Origin of the sequence: Peiella sedimenti (assembly GCF_030504955.1) — a bacterium.
In the GTDB taxonomy this organism is placed as follows: Bacteria; Pseudomonadota; Alphaproteobacteria; order Caulobacterales; family Caulobacteraceae; genus Brevundimonas; species Brevundimonas sedimenti.
In genome coordinates, this window is record NZ_JAUKTR010000002.1 from 11769 (window position 1) to 30930 (window position 19162).

Here is a 19162-nt window from a genome sequence, read left to right on the forward strand (position 1 = left end):
GGCATGGCCGCAGCGCGCCCGTCTGATCCTCCGTCCACCCCGCTGCTGAGGCGGGTGTGGCGCGACTACCTGAAGCGCCGCTGGCCGCAGCTGGCGCTGGCGGTGCTGTGCGCGGCCGGGGCGGCGGGGCTGACGGCGCTCCTGGCCGGCCAGCTGGACCCCGCGGTGCAGCGCCTGCTGGTGGATCGCGACCCGGCCGCCATGTGGACCATTCCGGCGATCATCGCCGGGCTGGCCCTGGGGCGGGGGCTGCTGCAGGTGGTCACGGCGACCCTGGTCAATCGCATCGGCCACCGCGTCGTCGGCGATGTTCAGGTGCAGCTGTTCGGCGCCATGGTCAGGGCCGATCTGGCGCGCCTTAGGACCCAGCACTCGGGCGCCTATGTCTCGTCGGTCCTGTTCGACGCCAACCTGATCCGTGAGGCGTTCACGCAAGGGGTGGTGAACTACGTCCAGCACGCCCTGATCGTGGCGGCGCTGCTGATCTACCTGTTCTGGCTGGACCCTATACTGGCGGTGATCGTGCTGGCCGCCGCGCCGGTGGCGGGGCTGGTCCTGCGCCGCTTCGCCAAGCGCACCCGCAAGGCCGCCGAGGGCGCCATGGGCGAGACCGCCGCCCTGTCCACCGCCCTGATGGAGAATCTGGACGGCGTGCGCGTGGTCAAGATCGAAGGCCGCGAGGCCGACGAGGAGGCGCGCGTGGCCGAGGTGGTGGCCCGGCGCCAGACCCACGTCATCAAGGGCGCCAACGCTCGCGCCACCGCCGCGCCGGTCACCGAGACCCTGACCATGATCGTGGTGGCGGCCATCCTGGCCTATGCGGGATGGCGGGCCCAGGGCGGCGGGCTGACCGTGGGGCAGTTCACCGCCTTCATCGCATCGCTGCTGATCGTGTCCCAGTCCCTGCGGCAGCTGGCCAATCTCCAGACCGTGATGAGCGAAGGGATGACCGCCGCCCGGCGCCTGTTCGCCGCCCTGGACGTGCAGCCCGAAATCCGAGACCGCGCGGGCGCGAAGGCGCTGGCGGCCGGCCCGGCCACGGTCAGCTTCGATGACGTGTCCTTCGCCTATGGGGACCAGCCGACCCTTTCCGGCATCAGCCTTGAGGCCAGCCCGGGCCAGACGGTGGCGCTGGTCGGACCGTCGGGCGGCGGCAAGAGCACCCTGCTGTCGCTGATCCCGCGCTTCCATGAGGCGTCCGAGGGCGCCGTGCGCATCAACGGCCAGGACGTGCGCGACCTGACGCTTGAGAGCCTGCGCCGCCAGATCGCCCTGGTGACGCAGGAGCCCTTCCTCTTTGACGACACCATCGCCGCCAACATCGCCTATGGCCGCAAGGGCGCCGATCAGCCGGCCATCGAGGCGGCGGCCAAGGCCGCGGCTGCGCATGACTTCATCACGGCCCTGCCCGAAGGCTATCAGACCCGCGTGGGCGAGGCCGGAGGGCGACTGTCGGGCGGCCAGCGTCAGCGCATCGCCATCGCCCGCGCCTTCATCAAGGACGCGCCCATACTGCTGCTGGACGAGGCCACCAGCGCCCTGGACGCCGAGAGCGAGGCGCTGGTGCAGCAGGCGCTGGACCGGCTGCGCCAGGGCCGCACCACCTTCGTGATCGCCCATCGTCTGGCCACGGTGCGCGACGCGGACCTGATCCATGTGCTGGAGGGGGGGCGCATCGTCGAGAGCGGGACCCACGCCCAACTGCTGCGGAAGAAGGGTCTCTACGCCCGCCTGGCCGGGAGCCAGACGCTGGACCTTGAGGAGACGCCCGCCTGATGGCGCGGCCGCTGCGCAATCCGATCATGCAGGGGCTGCTGTCAGGGCTGCTGACGGCGTGGCTGCGTCTGTGCCTGTCGACCATGCGCTGGACCCGCGAGGGCCAGGATCAGGCCGAGGCGGTCTGGGCGGCCGGCGGCGGGGTGGTGGTGTGCTTCTGGCATTCGCGGGTCTCCCTGGCGCCCGGCTGCTGGCCGCTGGACCGGGCCCAGCCGCCGCGGGTGCTGATCTCGCTTTCGCCGGATGGAGAGTTCATCGCACGCGCGGTGGGGCGGCTGGGCTTTCCGGCCATTCGAGGCTCGTCGGCCAAGAAGACGGCGCTGGACAAGGCCAAGGGCGGGGCGGCGGCCCTGCGCGACGCGCTGAGATGGATCCGCTCGGGCGGCGGGATCGCCATCACGCCGGACGGTCCCCGGGGCCCAGCCGAGACCATGGCCGAAGGGGCCGTGGTGCTGGCCCAGGCGGCCGGCGCGCCCATCCTGCTGGTGGGCCTGGCCAGCGAGCCCGCATTTCGCCTGAAGACCTGGGACACGGCGCTGGTGCCCAGACCCTTTGCGCGCGGCGGCATGGTCTGGAAGCGGTTGGACCCCCCGGCGCGCGGGGTCGATCTTGAGGCGCTCGCGAAGGACTGGGCGGCCGAACTCAGCGCCCTGACGCGGCGGGCCGAGGCCCTGTGCGGGGCCAGACGGTCGGGAGTCAGGGCGCCGTGAGCCTCAGCCTCTATCGGCTGGCGACCACCGTGCTGGAGCCCCTGGCGCCGCTGCTGCTGCATAGCCGCGCGCGCAAGGGCAAGGAGGACCCGGCGCGCCTTTCCGAGCGACTGGGCCGCGCCGGGCGCGGCCGGCCTGAAGGACCGCTGGTCTGGATCCACGGCGCCAGCGTCGGCGAAAGCCTGTCGGCCCTGCCGCTGATCGAGCTGATCCTGAAGCGGCGGCCCGACGTGAGCGTGCTGGCCACCTCCGGCACGGTGGCCTCGGCCCAGCTGATGGCCCAGCGCCTGCCCGCCGGGGCGGTGCACCAGTACGCCCCCATCGACGCGCCCGCCGCCGTGGGGCGTTTTCTCGATCACTGGCGGCCAGACCTGGGCGTGTTGGTCGAAAGCGAGCTGTGGCCCAATCTGGTGCTCCAGGCCAAGGCGCGCGGAGCTCGCCTGGCTCTCGTCAGCGCCCGCATCACCGAGCACACGGCCGAGGGGTGGGCGAAGCGGCCGGCCAGCGCGCGACGGCTGCTGTCGGCATTCGATCTGATGGCGCCCCAGGACGAGGCCTCGGCCGAACGGCTGGTGCGGCTGGGCGGACGAGACGATCTGCGCGTGAACCTGAAGCTGACGGGCCGGCCCCTCGACTACAACCGCGCCGAGTTTGATCGCCTGAGCGAGGCCGTGGGCGACCGGGCGGTGGTGCTGGGCGCCAGCACCCATCCGGGCGAGGAGGTCCTGATCGCCGGGGCCGCCCGGGCCGCCGACCCATCGGCTCTGATCGTCATCGCCCCGCGTCATCCCGTGCGGGCCGAGGCGGTGGCGGATGAGCTGGAGGGCCAGGGCCTGAACGTGGCGCGGCGCAGCCGGGGCGAGGCCCTGGCGCCGGATACCCAGGTCTACCTGGCCGATACGCTGGGCGAGCTGGGCCTGTTCTTCGCCCTGGCCGACGTGGTGGTCCTGGGCGGCGGCTTCTTCGGCGGCGTCGGCGGGCACAACCCGCTGGAGCCCGCGCGTCAGGCCAAGGCGGTGATCGCCGGGCCCGACATGGCCAACTGGCGGGCCATCTTCGAGGGCATGGCGGCGGCGGACGCGGTGCGGCTGGCGGACCGGGATCAGCTTGGAGCCGCCCTCGCCGCCTGGCTGGCCGATCCGGAGGCCGCGCGCGCCACGGGCCGCCGCGCCGAGGCCTATGCCACCTCGGCCGACGCCGATCTGACGCGCCTGTGGGCGAGGCTTGAGTCTCTGCTGCCGGAGGCCCGGATACCGGAGAAAGGGCCATGAAGCTGACCACGCCACGCTGGTGGTATTCGCGCGAACCCAAGGGAACGGTCGTCCGCTTTCTGCTGTGGCCGCTGTCAGGGCTGTGGACCCTGGCGACGGCGCGGCGCGTGGCTAAGCCTGGGATCGATCCCGGCGTTCCGGTGATCTCGGTCGGCAATCTGACCATGGGCGGATCAGGCAAGACGCCCGTGGTGCGCGAAGTGCTGCGCCTGCTGCGAGACGGGGGCGTCCGGGCGCACGGCCTGTCGCGGGGTCACGGCGGCTCGCTGGCGGGGCCGGTCCAGGTCGATCCAGCGACGCACACGGCGGCCGAGGTCGGAGACGAGCCCCTGATGCTGGCCGCCGACGGCCCCTTCTGGATCGCCCGCGACCGCGCGGCGGGGGCGCGGGCCGCCACGGCGGCGGGCGCCGAGGCGCTGGTGCTGGACGACGGGCATCAGAACCCGGCCCTGAAAAAGTCCGTGTCGCTGGTGGTGGTGGACGGCGACGTACGTGAGGGCGAGTGGCCCTTCGGCGACGGAAAGGTCTTTCCTGCGGGGCCCATGCGCGAGCCGCTGAGGGCCGGTCTGGCGCGCGCCGACGCGGTGGCGCTGATCCTGCCCGAGGGGCTGGCGGCCGACCCTGAGCTGCTGGAGCAACTGGCGGGGCCGCCTGTCCTGATCGCCCGGATGGGACCGCTGCAGCCCGCGCCCGAGGGGCCGCTGGTGGGCTTCGCCGGGATCGCCAAGCCGTGGCGGGTGGAACGGTCGCTGAAGGCGGCGGGCGCGGACCTGCGGGACTTCATCCCCTTTGGCGATCACCAGAACTTCGCGGCGGCCGAGCTTGAGTTCCTGCGCGGGCGCGCAGCGGACTTCGGGGCGCGCCTGATCATCACCGAAAAGGACTGGATGCGACTTCCGGCTGAGCTGCGCGATCAGGTGCTGGTCTGGCGCATCGGCATCAGGTTCGAGGACGAGGCCGCCGTCAGGGCCCTGCTTCACTCTGGCCGGTAGGCCACCCCGTTGCGCATGACGAAGCCCACCCGCTCAAGCACGGTCACATCGCGGAGCGGGTCCCCCTCGACGGCGATGAGGTCGGCGGGCATGCCGGGGCGCAGGGCGCCCGCTTCGGATTCGATGCCGAGATGCTCGGCGGCGTTGACCGTGGCGGTCTGGATCGCCTCCAACGGCGTCAGGCCCGCCTGGACCAGCAGGGCGAACTCCTGGGCGTTGTCGCCGTGGGCGGAGACGCCTGAATCGGTGCCGAAGGCGATGCGGACCCCCGCCTGGTGCGCCCGGCGCGCCATGTCGATCATGCGCGGGCCCACCTCCAGCGCCTTGGCGCGCTGCGGCGGCGTGAAATAGGTCTCGGGGCGAGCCGCCTCGCGGGCCACGAAGTCGCCGGCCATCAGGGTGGGCACCAGCCACATGTTCCGCCGCCGCATCAGGGCGATGCCCTGATCGTCCAGATAGGTGCCGTGTTCGATGGAATCGCCGCCCGCCTGGGCGAAGCCGACGATGCCGTCGGCGCCGTGGGCGTGGGCGGTGACGCGCCGCCCCATGGCGTGGGCCGTCTCGACGATGGCGGCCAGCTCCTCGGCCGTGAACTGCTGGCCCAGCCCTGCTGCGGTGTTGGACAGAACCCCGCCCGTCGCGGTGATCTTGATCAGGTCGGCGCCGCCCCGCACCTGCTCGCGCACGGCGCGACGGCAGTCGTCGGCGCCGGAACAGACGCCGCTGCTGCGCAGGGTCTCGGTGAACTCGGGACGATAGCCGTGGGTGTCGCCGTGCCCGCCGTGCGGGGTGATGGTGGCGCCGGAGGCGATGATGCGCGGACCGGGGACGGCCCCCTCGGCGATGCCCCGGCGCAGGGCGAAGATGGCCTCAGGCGTCGCGCCGAGATTGGCCACGGTGGTGAAACCGGCCATCAGGGTGCGGCGGGCGTACAGGGCGCCGCGCATGGCCTGGTCCGAGGTGGTCAGGGTCACGGCCTCGAGCCGCTGGTTCGGATTGCTCTGTCCCAGGATGTGCACATGGCTGTCGATCAGGCCCGGCAACACGAAGCGATCGCGCAGATCCACGACCTGGCCGGGCCCGTCGACGAAGCCGTCGGCGATCTCGACCACACGGCCGTTCTCGATCACCACCGTCCTGTTTTCGAGAACCTGTCCCGTGGTGGGATCGGCCAGCAGCCGTCCGGCCTGAACATAGGTGCGTAAGGGCGCGCCCGGCGTCGGTTGCGCCTGGGCTAGGCCCGAGACCGCCGCGCAGACGGCCATGACAGCCGCGAAAACAAGACGTTGCATGCTGATACCTCCGCTCCCAAGCGGCACCATAGGGGCCGCCGAATGCGCCATAAAGCCCAATCCTGACGTGCGACCTCTGGGCGCGTTGATCGTGCGGGGGCGCCTCTGGAATAAATCCTGCCTTGTCCTGCTTGGGTTTTCGGGGGGCCGACAGCATGAACATTTCGCGGCGCATGGTGATGCTGGGCGGCTCGGGCCTTCTGGCGGCGTGCAGTCCCACGGCGCGCAATCTGGTCACGACTCTTCCCGACGCCCCCCAGGCGGGCGCGCAGACGGCCACGCTGGACCTGGCCATCTCGACCGCCCAGACCTCGGCGCCGGTGGCCCCCACGCCGCGCGTGGTCATCGATCCGGACGGCCTGATCCGGCCCCAGCTGCGCGAACACGCCCTGGCCGCCCTGGACATTCACGACGGCCGCATCACCCAGCGTGACCGCATCTACATCGTCGACTTCGCCCGCTTCTCCGGCGAGGCGCGCTTCTATGAGCTGGACGTGGTCAACGGCCAGGTGAAGGCCTTCCACACCGCGCACGGACGCGGCTCGGACCCGCGTCATTCGGGCTATGCCCAGGCCTTTTCGAACGTGCCAGACTCGCACGCCTCGTCGGTGGGGGCCTACGCCACGGGCGGCCCCGGCATGGGCCGGGTGCATGGACCCAATGTGCTGCTGGACGGGCTGGACTACTCCAACAACAACGCGCGCGACCGGGCCATCATCGTGCACGCCGCCGACTACGCCGAGCCGGACTTCCTGGCCCGCGAGGGCAAGCTGGGCCGCTCCTACGGCTGCTTCTCGGTGTGCCAGGCTGACCTGACCTACCTGCGCGAGCGCATGGGCGAGGGCCGGCTGCTCTACGCGGCGGCCTAGGCCTCGTCCCGCTCCAGAGCCCGCCAGCCGATATCCGAGCGGTAGAAGCCGCCGGGCCAGTCGATCTTTCTGATGGCGGCGTAGGCCTTGGCGCGGGCGTCGGCCACGTCTTCGCCCAGGGCGCTGACGTTCAGCACCCGCCCGCCCGTGGCGCACAGAGTTCCATCCGGCTTGCGGCCCGTCCCGGCGTGGAAGACCTGGACGTCGGGCCCGAAATCCTGATCGGCGCCCCGGATGGTCGAACCGGCCAGGGGACTGTCGGGATAGCCCTTGGCCGCCATGACCACGCAGACGGCGGTGCGGCTGGTGAAGCGGGGCTCGGGCAGGCCGGACAGATCCCCCTTGGCCGCCGCCAGCAGGTACGGCACCAGATCGCTTTCCAGGCGCAGCATCAGCACCTGGCATTCCGGGTCGCCGAAACGGGCGTTGAATTCGACCAGTTTCGGCCCCTGGTCCGTGGCCATCAGTCCGGCGAACAGCACCCCCCGGAAGGGCATGCCCTCCTCGGCCATGGCGCGCACGGCCGGCTGGACGATCTCCGTCTCGGCAGCCTCGACGAACTCGGGCGTGAAGACGGGCGCGGGCGAATAGGCGCCCATGCCGCCGGTGTTGGGGCCCATGTCGCCGTCGAAGGCGCGCTTGTGGTCCTGGGCGCCGCCCAACAGAAGGGCCCGCGTTCCGTCGCACAGGGCGAAGAGGGAAGCCTCCTCACCCTCCATGAACTCCTCGATCACGACGCGGGCGCCGGCCTGACCGAAGCGGCCGCCCAGCATGCGCTCGACCTCGGCCTCGGCGTCGCGCAGGTCGGGGCTGATGGCGACGCCCTTGCCGGCGGCCAGGCCGTCGGCCTTGATCACGTAGGGCGGGCTCATGGCCTGTAGCGCGGCCTTGGCCGAGGCCAGCTCGGTGTGGGCCGAATAGGCCGCCGTGGGGATGCCGTGCCGGTCGCAAAGGCCCTTGGTGAAGGCCTTGGAGGTCTCCAGCTGGGCGGCGCGCCTGGTGGGGCCGAAACAGGGAATGCCTACGCGCGCCAGCTGATCGGCCAGGCCCGGCTCAAGCGCCGCCTCCGGGCCGACCACGACCAGATCGGCGGCGATTTCGCGCGCCAGCGCCACCAGCGCATCGGTGTCGGTCACCGCGACGGGCCGCAGCTCGCCCAGCCGCTCCATGCCGGGATTGCCCGGGGCGATGACCAGCCGCCGGACCAGCGGCGACTTGCGAATCTTCCAGGCCAGGGCGTGCTCGCGCCCGCCCGACCCCACCAGCAGGATGTTCATGGGCCGCCTGTCGCCCTTCGGCCGGGCATCGTCAACACCCACCTTGAAGGTGCGTGGGATCAAGAGCCCCGCTAGACTGACGCCATGAGCGACGACTCCTACGTCTTCGAGGGCGCGGCCCCCGAGCCCGCCCCGCGCGACAACAACCCGCCGCTGTCGGTCTCGGAGCTGTCCTCGGCGCTGAAGCGCACGCTGGAGGACCGGTTCGGCTATGTGCGGCTGCGCGGCGAGATCTCGAAGGTCACGCGCCATGCCTCGGGCCACGTCTATCTGACGCTGAAGGACGAGCGCGCGTGTATCGACGGGGTCGTCTGGAAGGGGGTGGTCCGCAGCCTGTCGGCCCAGCCCGAGCAGGGGCTGGAGGTGATCGTCACCGGCAAGGTGACCACCTATCCGGCCAGGTCCTCGTACCAGCTGATCATCGAGACCATGGAGGCGGCGGGCGCCGGCGCCCTTCTGGCCCAGCTGGAACGACTCAAAAAGAAGCTGGCCGAAGAGGGCCTGTTCGCCGCCGAGCGCAAACGGCCCCTGCCCCTGTTTCCGCGCGTGGTGGGGGTGATCACCAGCCCCACCGGCGCGGTGATCCGCGACATCCTGCACCGCATCACCGACCGCTGGCCCTGCCGTGTGCTGGTCTGGCCCGTGGTGGTGCAGGGCCAGACGGCCTCGGCCCAGGTGGCCGCCGCCATCAAGGGCTTCGATGCCCTGGACGGATCAGGCGCGCTGCCGCGGCCTGACGTGCTGATCGTGGCGCGGGGCGGCGGCTCCATCGAAGATCTGTGGCCCTTCAACGACGAGGCCCTGGCGCGCACAGTCCACGACTGCCGAATCCCCCTGATCTCGGCCGTGGGGCACGAGACCGACACGACCCTGATCGACTACGTGGCCGACCGCCGCGCCCCGACCCCGACGGCCGCCGCCGAGATGGCGACGCCGGTTTTGGCCGAGCTGCGCGCCGCCCTGGCGGGGTTGGAGCAGCGGCTGAGCTTGTGCGGCGGACGCATGGTCGACCACAGGGCCCAGGCGCTGCGGGCCGCGGCGCGCGGCCTGCCCCGCCCGAATGAGCTGATCGCCTTCGCCCAGCAGCGGCTGGACGGCGCGTCCTCGCGGCTGGCGTCTGGCCTGTCGGCCAATGTGGCGGCCCACGAGCGACGGCTGAACCAGCGGGCGGGACGGTTCAGCCCGATCCTTCTGAGCCACGCGCTGGACCGCCGATCAGAGCGGCTGACCGGCGCCTCGGGCCGCCTGGCTCCGGCGCTGGAGCGCACCCTGAAGACGGACGCGGACCGGCTGGCGGCCCTGGCCCGCACCCTGGCCAGCCTCGACCCCGCCCGGCCCAAGCCCGGCTTCGCCCGCATCGATGACGAGCAGGGGCGGATGATCCCCTGCGCCAAGGACCTGACGCCCGGACAGGCGGTGACGCTGGTCTTCGCGGACGGCTCGAAGGGCGCCCACATTGACGGCGGCGATCCTGCACCCAAGCCTGCCGCCAAACCGAAGGCCGCCAGGACGCCCCCCGTCAGTCAGGGCGACCTGTTCTAGCGGCCGCCGTCTGCTAGCGGGCGCCGCCGGGCGGCTTGCGCGGGCCCTTGGGGCCCGGACGACCGCCGCCGGTGGAGCGGGGCTTGCCGGGACCGCCCTTGAAGGGACGCGGCCCGCCGGGCTTGCCGCCGAAGGCGCGCTTGGGGCGGTCGCCTCCCGACTCATCCCTGGGTTTGAACGCCCTTTTGGGTCGGTCGCCCCCTGCCTCGTCGCGGGGCTTGAAGGCGCGCTTGGGCCGGTCGCCCCCTGCCTCGTCACGGGGCTTGAAGGACCGCTTGGGCCGGTCGCCGCCCGCCTCGTCGCGAGGCTTGAAGGGGCGCTTGGGCCGGTCGCCGCCCGCCTCATCCCGAGGCTTGAAGGGGCGGCGGGGGCGATCCTCGCCGCCAGACTCGTCGCGCGGCCTGAAGGGCCGCTTCGGGCGATCGCCCGACGGGCGGGGGCCGGGCTTGGCCCAGCCCGGCTTGCGAGCCGGCGCCCGGGGCCGGTCCGCCTCAGCCTTTTCGGCTTCGGCCCGGGCGGCGGCGCGGGCGCGCACCTTGCTGGGCTTTTTCGACGGGTCAGACAGGGCCGAGGCGGGAATGCGCTTCTTTTCCGGCCCGCCGCCGCGGCGCCCGCCCTGGGACAGCGGCGCGGCGGGGATGGCGTCCGGATCCGGATGGTTCTCCGGCGCGATCAGGTCGCCCAGCTGCTCGATGACGACGCGGGCGCCGACCTCCTCCACCTCGCCGGCGGCCAGATCGCCCAGGGCGAAGGGTCCGTAGGACAGGCGGATCAGCCGGTTGACCGTCAGGCCGAGGCTTTCCAGCACCTTGCGCACCTCGCGGTACTTGCCCTCGGCCACCGACACGGTGATCCAGAGGTTGGCGGGCGACTTGCCGCCCTCGCTCTCCTTGGCCTTGTCGAGCGTGGCCTCCACAGGCCCGTAGCGGACGCCGTCGATCTCGACGCCGTTCTTGAGCGTGTCCAGCTTCGCCTGGGTGACTCGGCCGCGCGCCCGCGCCCGGTAGCGCCGAATCCAGCCGGTCGACGGCAACTCGAGCGCGCGGGACAGTTCGCCGTCGTTGGTCAGGAGCAGGAGGCCCTCGGTGTTCACGTCCAGGCGCCCCACCGAAATGACGCGGGGCAGGCCGCGCGGCAGGTGCTCGAACACCGTCGGGCGCTCCTGCGGGTCCTTGTGCGTCGTCACCAGGCCGACGGGCTTGTGATAGCGCCACAGGCGGGTGGCCTCGGCCTGACCCACGGCCTTGCCGTCGACCGTCACTTTGTCCGTGCGGGCCACCAGGGTGGCGGGCGTGTCGATGATGCGGCCGTTGACCGCCACCTTGCCCAGGCCGATCAGACGTTCGACCTCGCGGCGCGAGGCCACGCCGGCGCGGGCCATGACCTTGGCGATCCGCTCCTTCTTGACGGGTTCTTCGGCCTTCTTGGGCCTGCGGTCTTGACCCGGACGCTTGGTCGGGGCGGTGTCGGCGGGATGACGAGCCATGATGAGCGCTTCATGCGCCAAGCCCTGGACCTGGCGCAAGCCGCCGCCGACGCGGGCGAGGCCCCGATCGGCGCACTGATCGTCGATGAGGCGACCGGAAAGGTCATCGCCGAGGGCGCGAACGCACCCATTTCGGCCTGCGATCCGACGGCGCACGCCGAGATCGTCGCCCTGCGCCGCGCCGCGCAGGCGCTGGGCAACTACCGCCTGACCGGGCTGACCCTCTACGTGACGCTGGAGCCCTGCCCCATGTGCGCCGGAGCCATTTCCCACGCCCGCATCGGCCGCGTCGTCTTCGGCGCGGAAGACCCCAAGGGCGGCGGCGTCGTCCACGGCCCACGCGTCTTTGACCAGCCCACCTGCCACTGGCGTCCCCGCGTCGAGGGCGGTCTGCTCGCCGAAGGGAGCGCGGACATGCTTCGCGCGTTCTTCCGCGCGCGCCGCAAACCTGGCGCTGGGGAGCCCCCTTCATGAACGAGGCCCTGCTCAGCGGACTGGTGCTGCTGATCACCCTGTTTCTGTTCGCCTGGGACAAGGTTCGCCACGACCTGGTGGCCATCATCGCCCTGGGCGCCTGTCTGCTTCTTGGCCTGGTGGCGCCGGGCCAGGCCCTGGAAGGCTTCTCGGACCCGGCCGTGGTGGTGGTGGCCGCCGTCCTGATCATCGGCCGGGCCATCGAGCTTACCGGCGTGGCCGCCCTGCTCACCGAGAAGCTGGCCCGCCTGAAGGCGCCGTTCGCGGTGCAGCTGGGCCTGGTGCTGATCGCCGGGGCCTTTCTGTCGGCCTTCATGAACAACATCGCCGCCCTGGCGATCACCATGCCGGCGGTGGTCGCCGTGTGCAGGGCGCACAAGCTGCCGCCCGGCGCGGGCCTGATGCCCATCGCCTTCGCCACCATCCTGGGCGGGATGACCACCCTTATCGGCACGCCGGCCAACCTGATCCTGTCGTCCGTGCGGCAGGACCAGCTGGGCGAGGCGTTCGGCTTCTTCGATATGACGGCGGTGGGCGCGACGGTCGCCGCCGCCGGCCTGGCCTATCTGATCCTGATCGGCTGGCGCCTGGCGCCCCGGCGGGCTTCGGACGAGGCGGTCAACGACAGCCGGGTGGTCTTCGAGGTCAGTCCACGCGCCGCTCTGGTGGAGCCGGCCCCGTCCGGCCCCGTCTTCGAGGCGCTGACGGCGGCGGGGGGCCACGTGCTGGGCGTCATTCGCGATCACCAGCGGCTGCCCGCCCACAGCGTCGAGGCGGTGGAGCCCTGGGACCGCATCATGGTCACCAGCCGCGAGGACCCCTGGGTGGTGGCGCGCAAGGCGGACTGCAGCCTGGGCGCGCGCCTGTCCAGCGCCCCCGACGCGGCCACCGCCCGGGTCGTGGCGGGTTACGGCTCGCCCTTGATCGGCCGGACGTTCGGAACCATCGCCGCCGACACCGACAACGAGGTGCGGGTCATCGCGGGCGGACCGCGGGTCGAGCGCGAGAGCGTGCCCCTGGGCGCGGTGCGCATCCAGCCCGGCGACCAGCTGGTGCTGCACGGCGGCTCGGGGGCGCTGGACGATTATCTGCGCTACGCCCGCCTGCTGGAGGTGGAGCGCCGCGCCTCGGTCAAGGTGTCGCCGCGGCGCGCGACCCTGGCGGTGGCCATCTATTTCGCGGCGGTGGCCGCGGCGGTCGTGGCGGGCCTGCCCACGGCCCTGACCTTCGGGGCGGCCGCCGCTGGACTGGCGGCCCTGCGGTTCCTGCCGCCGCGCGAGGTCTACAGCTCGATCGACTGGCCGGCGGTCGTCCTGCTGGCCTGCATGATTCCCGTCGGCCAGAGCTTCCAGACCAGCGGCGCGGCCGCCATCGTGGCGGAGCACCTGGGCTTCCTGCTGTCCGGCGCGACCCTGTTCTGGGCGGCGGCGGCCATGACGGCGGTGACGCTGGTGCTGTCGATCTTCCTGAACAACGTGGCCACGGCGGTGATCATGGGGCCCGTCGGCATTGCCGTGGCCAATGCGCTGGGGGTCGCGCCGGACGCCCTGCTGATCGCCGTGCTGATCGGCGCCTCGTCGGACTTCCTGACGCCCATCGGCCACCAGAACAACCTGCTGGTCATGGGGCCTGGCGGCTATCGCTTCACCGACTACATCCGCGTCGGCTGGGCCCTGTCGGTGATCGTGGTGCTGACCTCGGCCGGAGTGATCTCGCTGCTCTTTTGAGCCTTTTTCAGCTTCAGCCAGATGAACAGGGCCTCCCAGTGGATGCCCAGGATGACCTTGAGAGTCAGGAGCGGATGGCTGAGCCAGGCCGCCAGGATCGCCCCGGCCGTAAACGGCCGGCGCCGGCCGGAGAAGGCGGCCGTCAGCATCGGCCCCTCGGCGTCAGACGCCAGTATGGAGACGGCCACGGTCTCGCCCGGCGCCTCGACGCGAAAGCGATAGTCCATGTCCATGCCGAGGAAGGGCGAGACGCGGAACGCCTTGGCGCAGGCCTGTTCGATGACGCCGTCGCCGCGGACCGCCAGCACGTAATGATGCCGCTCGCCGAAGGTGTTGTTCACCTCATGCACGAGGGCAGTGAGCCGTCCGTCCCGCGCGTGGCAGAAATAGACCGTCAGCGGATTGAAGACGTAGCCCAGCACGCGCGGCATGCAGAGCATCCGGACGGGACCGCCGCCCTCCAGGCCGTGCCGGGTCAGGAGAGCCTCGACCTGGGCTTTCAGGGGCGCGCCCGAACCGTCGCCGTGGTCCTTTTCGTAAAGGGAGATCAGCCCCGGCCTGTTGAAGCCGAAGGCCCAGCCGCGCGACAGCGCCGGCGCCTCGTCCAGGCCGAACAGGCCCATGAAGACGCGATAGGCCAGGTCGTGCCGCGCGGGCCGCAGCCGCCGGTGCGTGACCTTGCCCACATAGAGGCTGGAGGCGGTCACGCCGCTTCCGCCAGGGGCAGATCGGCCGCCGGCTGCGGGAGGTACAGCCGCCCGGACTCCTCCGGCACGATCCAGGGCCTGCGCACGCCGCCCATCTGCTCGGCGGCCAGCAGGCCCGCCTGAAGCCCGTCTTCGTGGAAGCCGGCGCCGAAGTGGGCGCCCGCGAACCAGACGCCCCCCCGCCCCTGAATCTCCCACAGCCTTTGCTGGGCGACGAGGGCCTCGGGCGAGAAGCAGGGGTGCTCCCACTCGCCTTCCCACAGGATCCGGTCGGCCGCGGGGCGGCGCTGGGGATTGAGCGTCACGAACAGCTGGGCGCCAGTCGGCAGCTTCTGCAGGCGGTTCATCCAGTAGGTCACGGCGCAGCCCTCTCCGGAACGCCGGGCGTCGCCCACATAGTTCCAGCTGGACCAGGCCTCGCGCCGCCGGGGCATCAGAGAGGCGTCCGTGTGCAGGATGGCCGTGTTGCGGCTGTAGCGGAAGGCGGACAGTAGGGCGGCCTGTTCGGCATCGGGCTCCACCAGCAGGTCCAGCGCCTGGTCAGCGTGACAGGCCAGAAGCACGCGGTCGAAGACCTGCTCGCGGCCCTCTGCGTCGCGCACCGCCACACCGCCCGCCTGGGTCCGGACCTGAGCCGCGCCTCGGCCGGTCTGCACATCGACGTTCCAGTCGGCCTGAAGGGCCCGCACATAGGTCTGGCTGCCGCCCTCGACCGTGCGCCATTTGGGCCGTCCCTTGAAACGCAGCAGGCCATGGTTCTCAAAGAAGCGCACGAAGGCGCACGCCGGGTACTGGCGCATGTCGGACACCGAGGACGACCAGATGGCCGCCGCCTGGGGCAGCAGGTGATCGCGCTGGAAGGCTTCACCGTAGCCCTTGCGGTCCAGATAGTCGCCCAGAGTGATGATGCCGCCCTTGGCCGTCGCAGCGATCTCGATCGGCGCCTGGCGGTAGAAGCGCCACAGGTCCCTGGTCATGGACCAGAAGCGCGGACTGAAGAGGTTTCTGCCGCCGCCGATGAAGGCCTTCAGGTCGTTGGAGGAATACTCCAGCCGCCCGCCGTCCACGGACACCGCGAAGGACATGTCCGAGGCCTTGGACGCCACGCCCAGGTGGCGAAGCAGGGCCGTCAGGTTGGGATAGTTGCCCTCGTTGAAGACGATGAAGCCCGTGTCCACGCAGACGGGGCCGTCCTCCGTGTCGGCCGTGACCGTGTGGGTGTGGCCGCCCAGGCGCGCGTCCTTCTCAAACAGGGTGACCCGGTGGCGCTTGGACAGCAGCCAGGCCGCGGACAGACCCGATACGCCAGAGCCGATCACGGCGATGGAGAGCGGAAGCTCTGAAGCGATGGTCATAAGAAGTCCGGTGAGCATTAGGAGCGACCTCTGCCTCTACGGTGACCTAACGCCCCTAGATCAGCAGTGATCCGGCGGGGGCGCCGCGGCGTAACCGTGGCCATGCAGCTTGCCCTCGAGCCCCGGCTGAGCCTTTTTAGGGCGCGCGGTCCCTTTGACCGGCCCGCGCCGGGAGAGGTCATGTTCGTGAGTGAGGGCGCCCCTGAGCGGCTTTCGACGGAGCGGCCCGAGACCGTGCTGCTGCGCCGCATCGCCCTGCGTGACCGGGCGGCCTTCGCCGAGTTGTTCAGCCTCGTGGCGCCCAAGGTGAAGGCCTATCTGATCCGCCTGGGGACCGAAGCCGCCGGCGCCGAGGAGTTGACCCAGGACGTGCTGCTGACCGTCTGGCGCAAGGCCGACCAGTTCGATCCCGCCAAGGCCGGACCCCTGACCTGGATATTCGTCATCGCCCGCAACCGGCGCATCGATGCGCTGCGCCGCGAGCGCTCGACGGTCACCTACGGCTTCGAGCCGCCGGAACAGGCGGACGAGGACACGCCCTCGGCTGAAGCTCAGCTGAGCGGCACCGAGCGCGAAATCCGCGTGCGCGAGGCGCTGAAGCTGCTGCCGCCGGATCAGCAGGAGGTGGTCCGCCGTTCCTTTTTTGACGAGCAGCCGCACAGCGAGATCGCCGAAGCCCTGAACCTGCCACTCGGCACGGTGAAGTCACGGCTGCGCCTCGCCTTCGCCAAGCTGCGCGACCGCCTGGAGGACCTGTGATGACGGGCGCCGCCGTCACCCCCCGCCATCATCCGTCGGAGGCCACCCTGGCCCAGTACGTGGCCGGAACCCTGCGTCCCGGTTTCGACGTGGTCGTGGCCGCGCATCTGTCGACGTGCGCCCACTGCCGGGCAGAGGCCGCGCGGCTGGAGGCCGTCGGCGCGGCCATGCTGGACGAGCAGGCGCCCGTGGACATGTCGGCCGACGCGCTGGACCGCGCCCTGGCGCGGATCGAGACGCCCGAGGCCGAGGTCCCGCCCGCCCCGACCCTGGCCGAGGTCCTGACGCCGCGCCGCCGCCGGTGGCTGGCCCCCGGGGTGTGGACCGCCAAGGTGGACACGCCCCGCTACGCCAGCGACCGCGTCTATCTGCTGGGCGTGGGCCCGGGAATCTCCACGGCCGATCACGGCCACGGCGGCCTTGAGTTCACCCAGGTGATCTCGGGCGCGCTGCAGGACGGGGACATCGTCTATCGGGCCGGCGATTTCATCGAGCACGACGCCGACCACGAGCATCAGCCGGTGGTCTGGGGCGACGAGCCCTGCGTGTGTTTGTTCGCTACCCAGGGCCGGCTGAAGCCCAAGGGCTGGCTGGGGCGGCTGGTGTTCGCCCTGGCGGACGTCTGACATGAGCGCCGGCGACGCCCTCCTGCCGCTGGCGCTGGTTCTGGCCTCCATGCTGGCGGTCATGGCGACCGCCTGGCTGACGCAGCGGGCGGTGCGAGACACCGGCTGGGTCGACGTCTTCTGGACCTTCGGTTCAGGGGCGATGCTGGCCCTGGCCGCCCTGTGGCCGAGCGATGCAGCCCTTCCAGAGCGGCAATGGCTGGCCGCGGCTGTCGCCGTCGTCTGGGCCGGGCGGCTGGGCGTCTATGTCGCCTCTCGCGTGGCCAAGGGGCCTGAGGATTCGCGCTACGCCCAGCTGCGACGCCTGTGGGGCGCGGACTATCAGCGCCGCCTGTTCGGCTTCGTCCTGATCCAGGCCCCGGCCACGACGCTGCTGGCCCTGTCGGTCTTCACCGCCGCGCACGCGGGCGAACCGACGCTGGGCTGGCGCGACCTGATCGCCGTGCTGATCCTGGCCATCGGCATCGGCGGCGAGGCGCTGGCGGATGAGCAGATGCGCCGCTTCAAGGCGACGCCCGGCCACGGCCCCATCATGGATCAGGGCCTGTGGAGCTGGTCGCGGCACCCCAACTATTTCTTCCAGTGGTTCGGCTGGCTGGCCTGGCCGGTGATGGCCCTGGATCTGGCTGAACCCTTCACGCTCACCACCCTCGTCGCGCCCGCCGTGATGTACCTGATCCTGCGTCACGGCTCGGGCGTGCCGCCGCTGGAGCGCACCATGCTGGAGAGCCGCGGCGAGACCTTCAGGGACTACCAGTCCCGCGTCAGCGTCTTCTTCCCCCTGCCGCCCAGGAGGGTTCGCCCATGAGCCTGATGTCCCGCGCCTTCCAGGCCTTTGAGGCCGCGCCGCTGCCGGACTCGCTGCGCCGAGGCGCCGTCGACATGCTGGTCAGCCGCGCCGCGCGCCGAATGGGCGAGGGTTCTCCGGAGCTGGACCGCGCCTTCGCCGAGGCGATGGCGGCCCGCCCGATCGCCGAGCACGCCGACGCCGCCAACCGCCAGCACTACGAGGTCCCGGCCGCCTTCTTCGAGAAGGTGCTCGGGCCGCGCCTGAAATATTCCTGCTGCCTCTATCCCGAAGGCTCCGAGACGCTGGAGCAGGCCGAGGTCCAGGCCCTGGCCGCCACCTGTGTCCACGCCGACCTGCACGACGGCCACGACATTCTGGAGCTGGGCTGCGGATGGGGTTCCCTGTCCCTATGGATGGCCGAGCGGATGCCCAACGCGCGCATCACCTCGGTGTCCAACTCGGCCGGGCAGCGCGCCTTCATCGAGGCCGAGGCGCGGCGTCGCCAGATCACCAACCTTCGGGTCGTCACGGCGGACATGAACCGGTTCGCCCCGGACCAGCGCTTCGACCGCATCGTCTCGGTCGAGATGTTCGAGCACATGGCCAACTGGCGCGTGCTGCTGAGCCGCGTGCGCGACTGGCTGAAGCCCGACGGCCGGCTGTTCCTGCACGTTTTCGCCCACCGCACCACGCCGTACCGCTTCGAGGTCGCGGACCGCTCGGACTGGATCGCCCAGCATTTCTTCACCGGCGGCGTCATGCCCAGCCGGGGACTGATCCGCGCCTTTGACGATCTGTTCGAGGTGGAGAACGAGTGGTGGTGGAGCGGCAAACATTACGAGAAGACCGCCCTGCACTGGCTGGCCAACTTCGACGCCGCACTGCCGCACATCCGGCCCGTCCTGGCCGAGACCTACGGACCCGAGGCCCGGCTGTGGGAGCACCGCTGGCGCCTGTTCTTCCTGGCCACCGCCGGCCTGTTCGGCCACGGGACCGGGGATGAATGGGGCGTCGTCCACCACCGGCTGAAGCCGGTCCGCTGAGGGAGCCGCCGCCATGCAGATGGTCGTCGCCTGGATCACCACCGCCATCGTCTTCGCCGGCGTGGACGCCGTCTGGCTGAGCCAGATGGGCCCCCGGCTGTACAAGCCCGTACTGGGCGAAATCCTGGCGCCCAAGCCTGACCTGACGGCGGCGGTCATCTTCTATCTGATCTACGTCACGGGTCTGGTGCTGTTCGTGGTCGCCCCGGCCCTGGAGCGTGGCGGCCTGATGAAGGCCGTCGTGATGGGCGCCCTGCTGGGCCTGATGGCCTACGCCACCTATGACCTGACCAACCAGGCGACCCTGCGGGTGTGGGACTGGAAAATCACGGTCATCGACCTGTGCTGGGGCGCCTTCGTCTCGGCGGTGTCGTGCGCGGCGGCCTATATGATCGCATCGCGCGTCACGTCCTGACCGGCTTCCTTTCCGCAGCGGCGCCCGTCTAGTCTGGGGCATCCGAACGGG

Annotated in this window: 18 protein-coding genes; 13 read left to right on the forward strand and 5 right to left on the reverse strand. The window is 71.3% G+C overall.

Annotation, left to right across the window (positions count from 1 at the left end):
• Positions 1–3 precede the first annotated feature (3 nt).
• Genes Q0812_RS05080 through lpxK form a run of 4 tightly spaced genes read left to right on the forward strand, consistent with a single transcriptional unit; the run spans position 4 to position 4749 of the window.
• On the forward strand, positions 4–1776 hold the full coding sequence (locus Q0812_RS05080) for an ABC transporter ATP-binding protein (protein WP_302109232.1): 1773 nt from the start codon (positions 4–6) through the stop codon (positions 1774–1776).
• A complete protein-coding gene (locus tag Q0812_RS05085; protein ID WP_302109233.1) occupies positions 1776–2486 on the forward strand; it encodes a lysophospholipid acyltransferase family protein in 711 nt (236 codons plus the stop codon). The genes Q0812_RS05080 and Q0812_RS05085 overlap by 1 nt, the downstream gene beginning before the upstream one ends.
• Complete coding sequence (locus Q0812_RS05090) at positions 2483–3757, forward strand: 3-deoxy-D-manno-octulosonic acid transferase (protein ID WP_302109234.1); 1275 nt, start codon at positions 2483–2485, stop codon at positions 3755–3757. Before Q0812_RS05085 ends, Q0812_RS05090 begins: the two co-directional genes overlap by 4 nt.
• Positions 3754–4749, forward strand: a complete 996-nt coding sequence (lpxK, locus tag Q0812_RS05095) for a tetraacyldisaccharide 4'-kinase (protein ID WP_302109235.1) — start codon at positions 3754–3756, stop codon at positions 4747–4749. Before Q0812_RS05090 ends, lpxK begins: the two co-directional genes overlap by 4 nt.
• On the opposite strand, the gene Q0812_RS05100 is transcribed toward lpxK, so the two are convergent.
• Positions 4734–6041, reverse strand: a complete 1308-nt coding sequence (locus Q0812_RS05100; RefSeq protein WP_302109236.1) for a metal-dependent hydrolase family protein — start codon at positions 6039–6041, stop codon at positions 4734–4736. The two genes, lpxK and Q0812_RS05100, sit on opposite strands and share 16 nt — an antisense overlap.
• A 155-nt stretch (positions 6042–6196) precedes the next feature.
• Between Q0812_RS05100 and Q0812_RS05105 the strand changes: the two genes are divergently transcribed.
• Positions 6197–6910, forward strand: coding sequence for a murein L,D-transpeptidase catalytic domain-containing protein (locus Q0812_RS05105; protein ID WP_302109237.1), 714 nt, complete (start codon positions 6197–6199; stop codon positions 6908–6910).
• Here Q0812_RS05105 and purD read toward each other — a convergent pair.
• Positions 6907–8187 carry a phosphoribosylamine--glycine ligase gene (gene purD, locus Q0812_RS05110; protein ID WP_302109238.1) on the reverse strand — a complete coding sequence of 427 codons (1281 nt, stop codon included), beginning with the start codon at positions 8185–8187 and terminating at the stop codon, positions 6907–6909. The genes Q0812_RS05105 and purD overlap by 4 nt on opposite strands.
• 84 nt (positions 8188–8271) lie before the next feature.
• On the opposite strand from purD, the gene xseA reads away from it, so the two are divergent.
• Positions 8272–9729 carry an exodeoxyribonuclease VII large subunit gene (xseA, locus tag Q0812_RS05115; RefSeq protein ID WP_302109239.1) on the forward strand — a complete coding sequence of 486 codons (1458 nt, stop codon included), beginning with the start codon at positions 8272–8274 and terminating at the stop codon, positions 9727–9729.
• Positions 9730–9742: 13 nt separating this feature from the next.
• Here xseA and Q0812_RS05120 read toward each other — a convergent pair whose 3' ends face one another.
• A complete protein-coding gene (locus tag Q0812_RS05120; protein ID WP_302109240.1) occupies positions 9743–11215 on the reverse strand; it encodes a pseudouridine synthase in 1473 nt (490 codons plus the stop codon).
• Positions 11216–11227: 12 nt separating this feature from the next.
• On the opposite strand from Q0812_RS05120, the gene tadA reads away from it, so the two are divergent.
• Complete coding sequence (gene tadA, locus Q0812_RS05125) at positions 11228–11689, forward strand: tRNA adenosine(34) deaminase TadA (protein WP_302109241.1); 462 nt, start codon at positions 11228–11230, stop codon at positions 11687–11689.
• Positions 11686–13416 (forward strand): SLC13 family permease, encoded by a 1731-nt coding sequence (locus Q0812_RS05130; RefSeq protein WP_302109242.1) that lies wholly within the window; start codon positions 11686–11688, stop codon positions 13414–13416. Before tadA ends, Q0812_RS05130 begins: the two co-directional genes overlap by 4 nt.
• On the opposite strand, the gene Q0812_RS05135 is transcribed toward Q0812_RS05130, so the two are convergent.
• Both Q0812_RS05135 and Q0812_RS05140 read right to left on the reverse strand, forming a co-directional pair.
• Positions 13341–14123: a DUF1365 domain-containing protein gene (locus Q0812_RS05135; RefSeq protein ID WP_302109243.1), complete on the reverse strand. Its 783-nt coding sequence runs from the start codon at positions 14121–14123 to the stop codon at positions 13341–13343. The genes Q0812_RS05130 and Q0812_RS05135 overlap by 76 nt on opposite strands.
• The gene (locus tag Q0812_RS05140) at positions 14120–15478 is read right to left on the reverse strand and encodes an NAD(P)/FAD-dependent oxidoreductase (RefSeq protein WP_302109244.1); all 1359 of its coding nucleotides are present in this window, start codon (positions 15476–15478) and stop codon (positions 14120–14122) included. Before Q0812_RS05140 ends, Q0812_RS05135 begins: the two co-directional genes overlap by 4 nt.
• A gap of 180 nt (positions 15479–15658) precedes the next feature.
• Here Q0812_RS05140 and Q0812_RS05145 point away from each other — a divergent pair, with 180 nt between their 5' ends.
• The 5 genes from Q0812_RS05145 to Q0812_RS05165 are packed head-to-tail and all read left to right on the forward strand — an operon-like array spanning position 15659 to position 19111.
• Positions 15659–16237: a sigma-70 family RNA polymerase sigma factor gene (locus Q0812_RS05145; protein ID WP_302109245.1), complete on the forward strand. Its 579-nt coding sequence runs from the start codon at positions 15659–15661 to the stop codon at positions 16235–16237.
• Complete coding sequence (locus tag Q0812_RS05150; RefSeq protein WP_302109246.1) at positions 16237–16863, forward strand: ChrR family anti-sigma-E factor; 627 nt, start codon at positions 16237–16239, stop codon at positions 16861–16863. Before Q0812_RS05145 ends, Q0812_RS05150 begins: the two co-directional genes overlap by 1 nt.
• 1 nt (position 16864) lies before the next feature.
• Entirely contained in the window at positions 16865–17671 is an 807-nt protein-coding gene (locus Q0812_RS05155; RefSeq protein WP_302109247.1) for a DUF1295 domain-containing protein, read from the forward strand.
• Positions 17668–18696 (forward strand): SAM-dependent methyltransferase, encoded by a 1029-nt coding sequence (locus Q0812_RS05160; RefSeq protein ID WP_302109248.1) that lies wholly within the window; start codon positions 17668–17670, stop codon positions 18694–18696. The genes Q0812_RS05155 and Q0812_RS05160 overlap by 4 nt, the downstream gene beginning before the upstream one ends.
• A 13-nt stretch (positions 18697–18709) precedes the next feature.
• Positions 18710–19111, forward strand: a complete 402-nt coding sequence (locus Q0812_RS05165; protein ID WP_302109249.1) for a DUF2177 family protein — start codon at positions 18710–18712, stop codon at positions 19109–19111.
• The last annotated feature ends 51 nt before the right edge of the window (positions 19112–19162 follow it).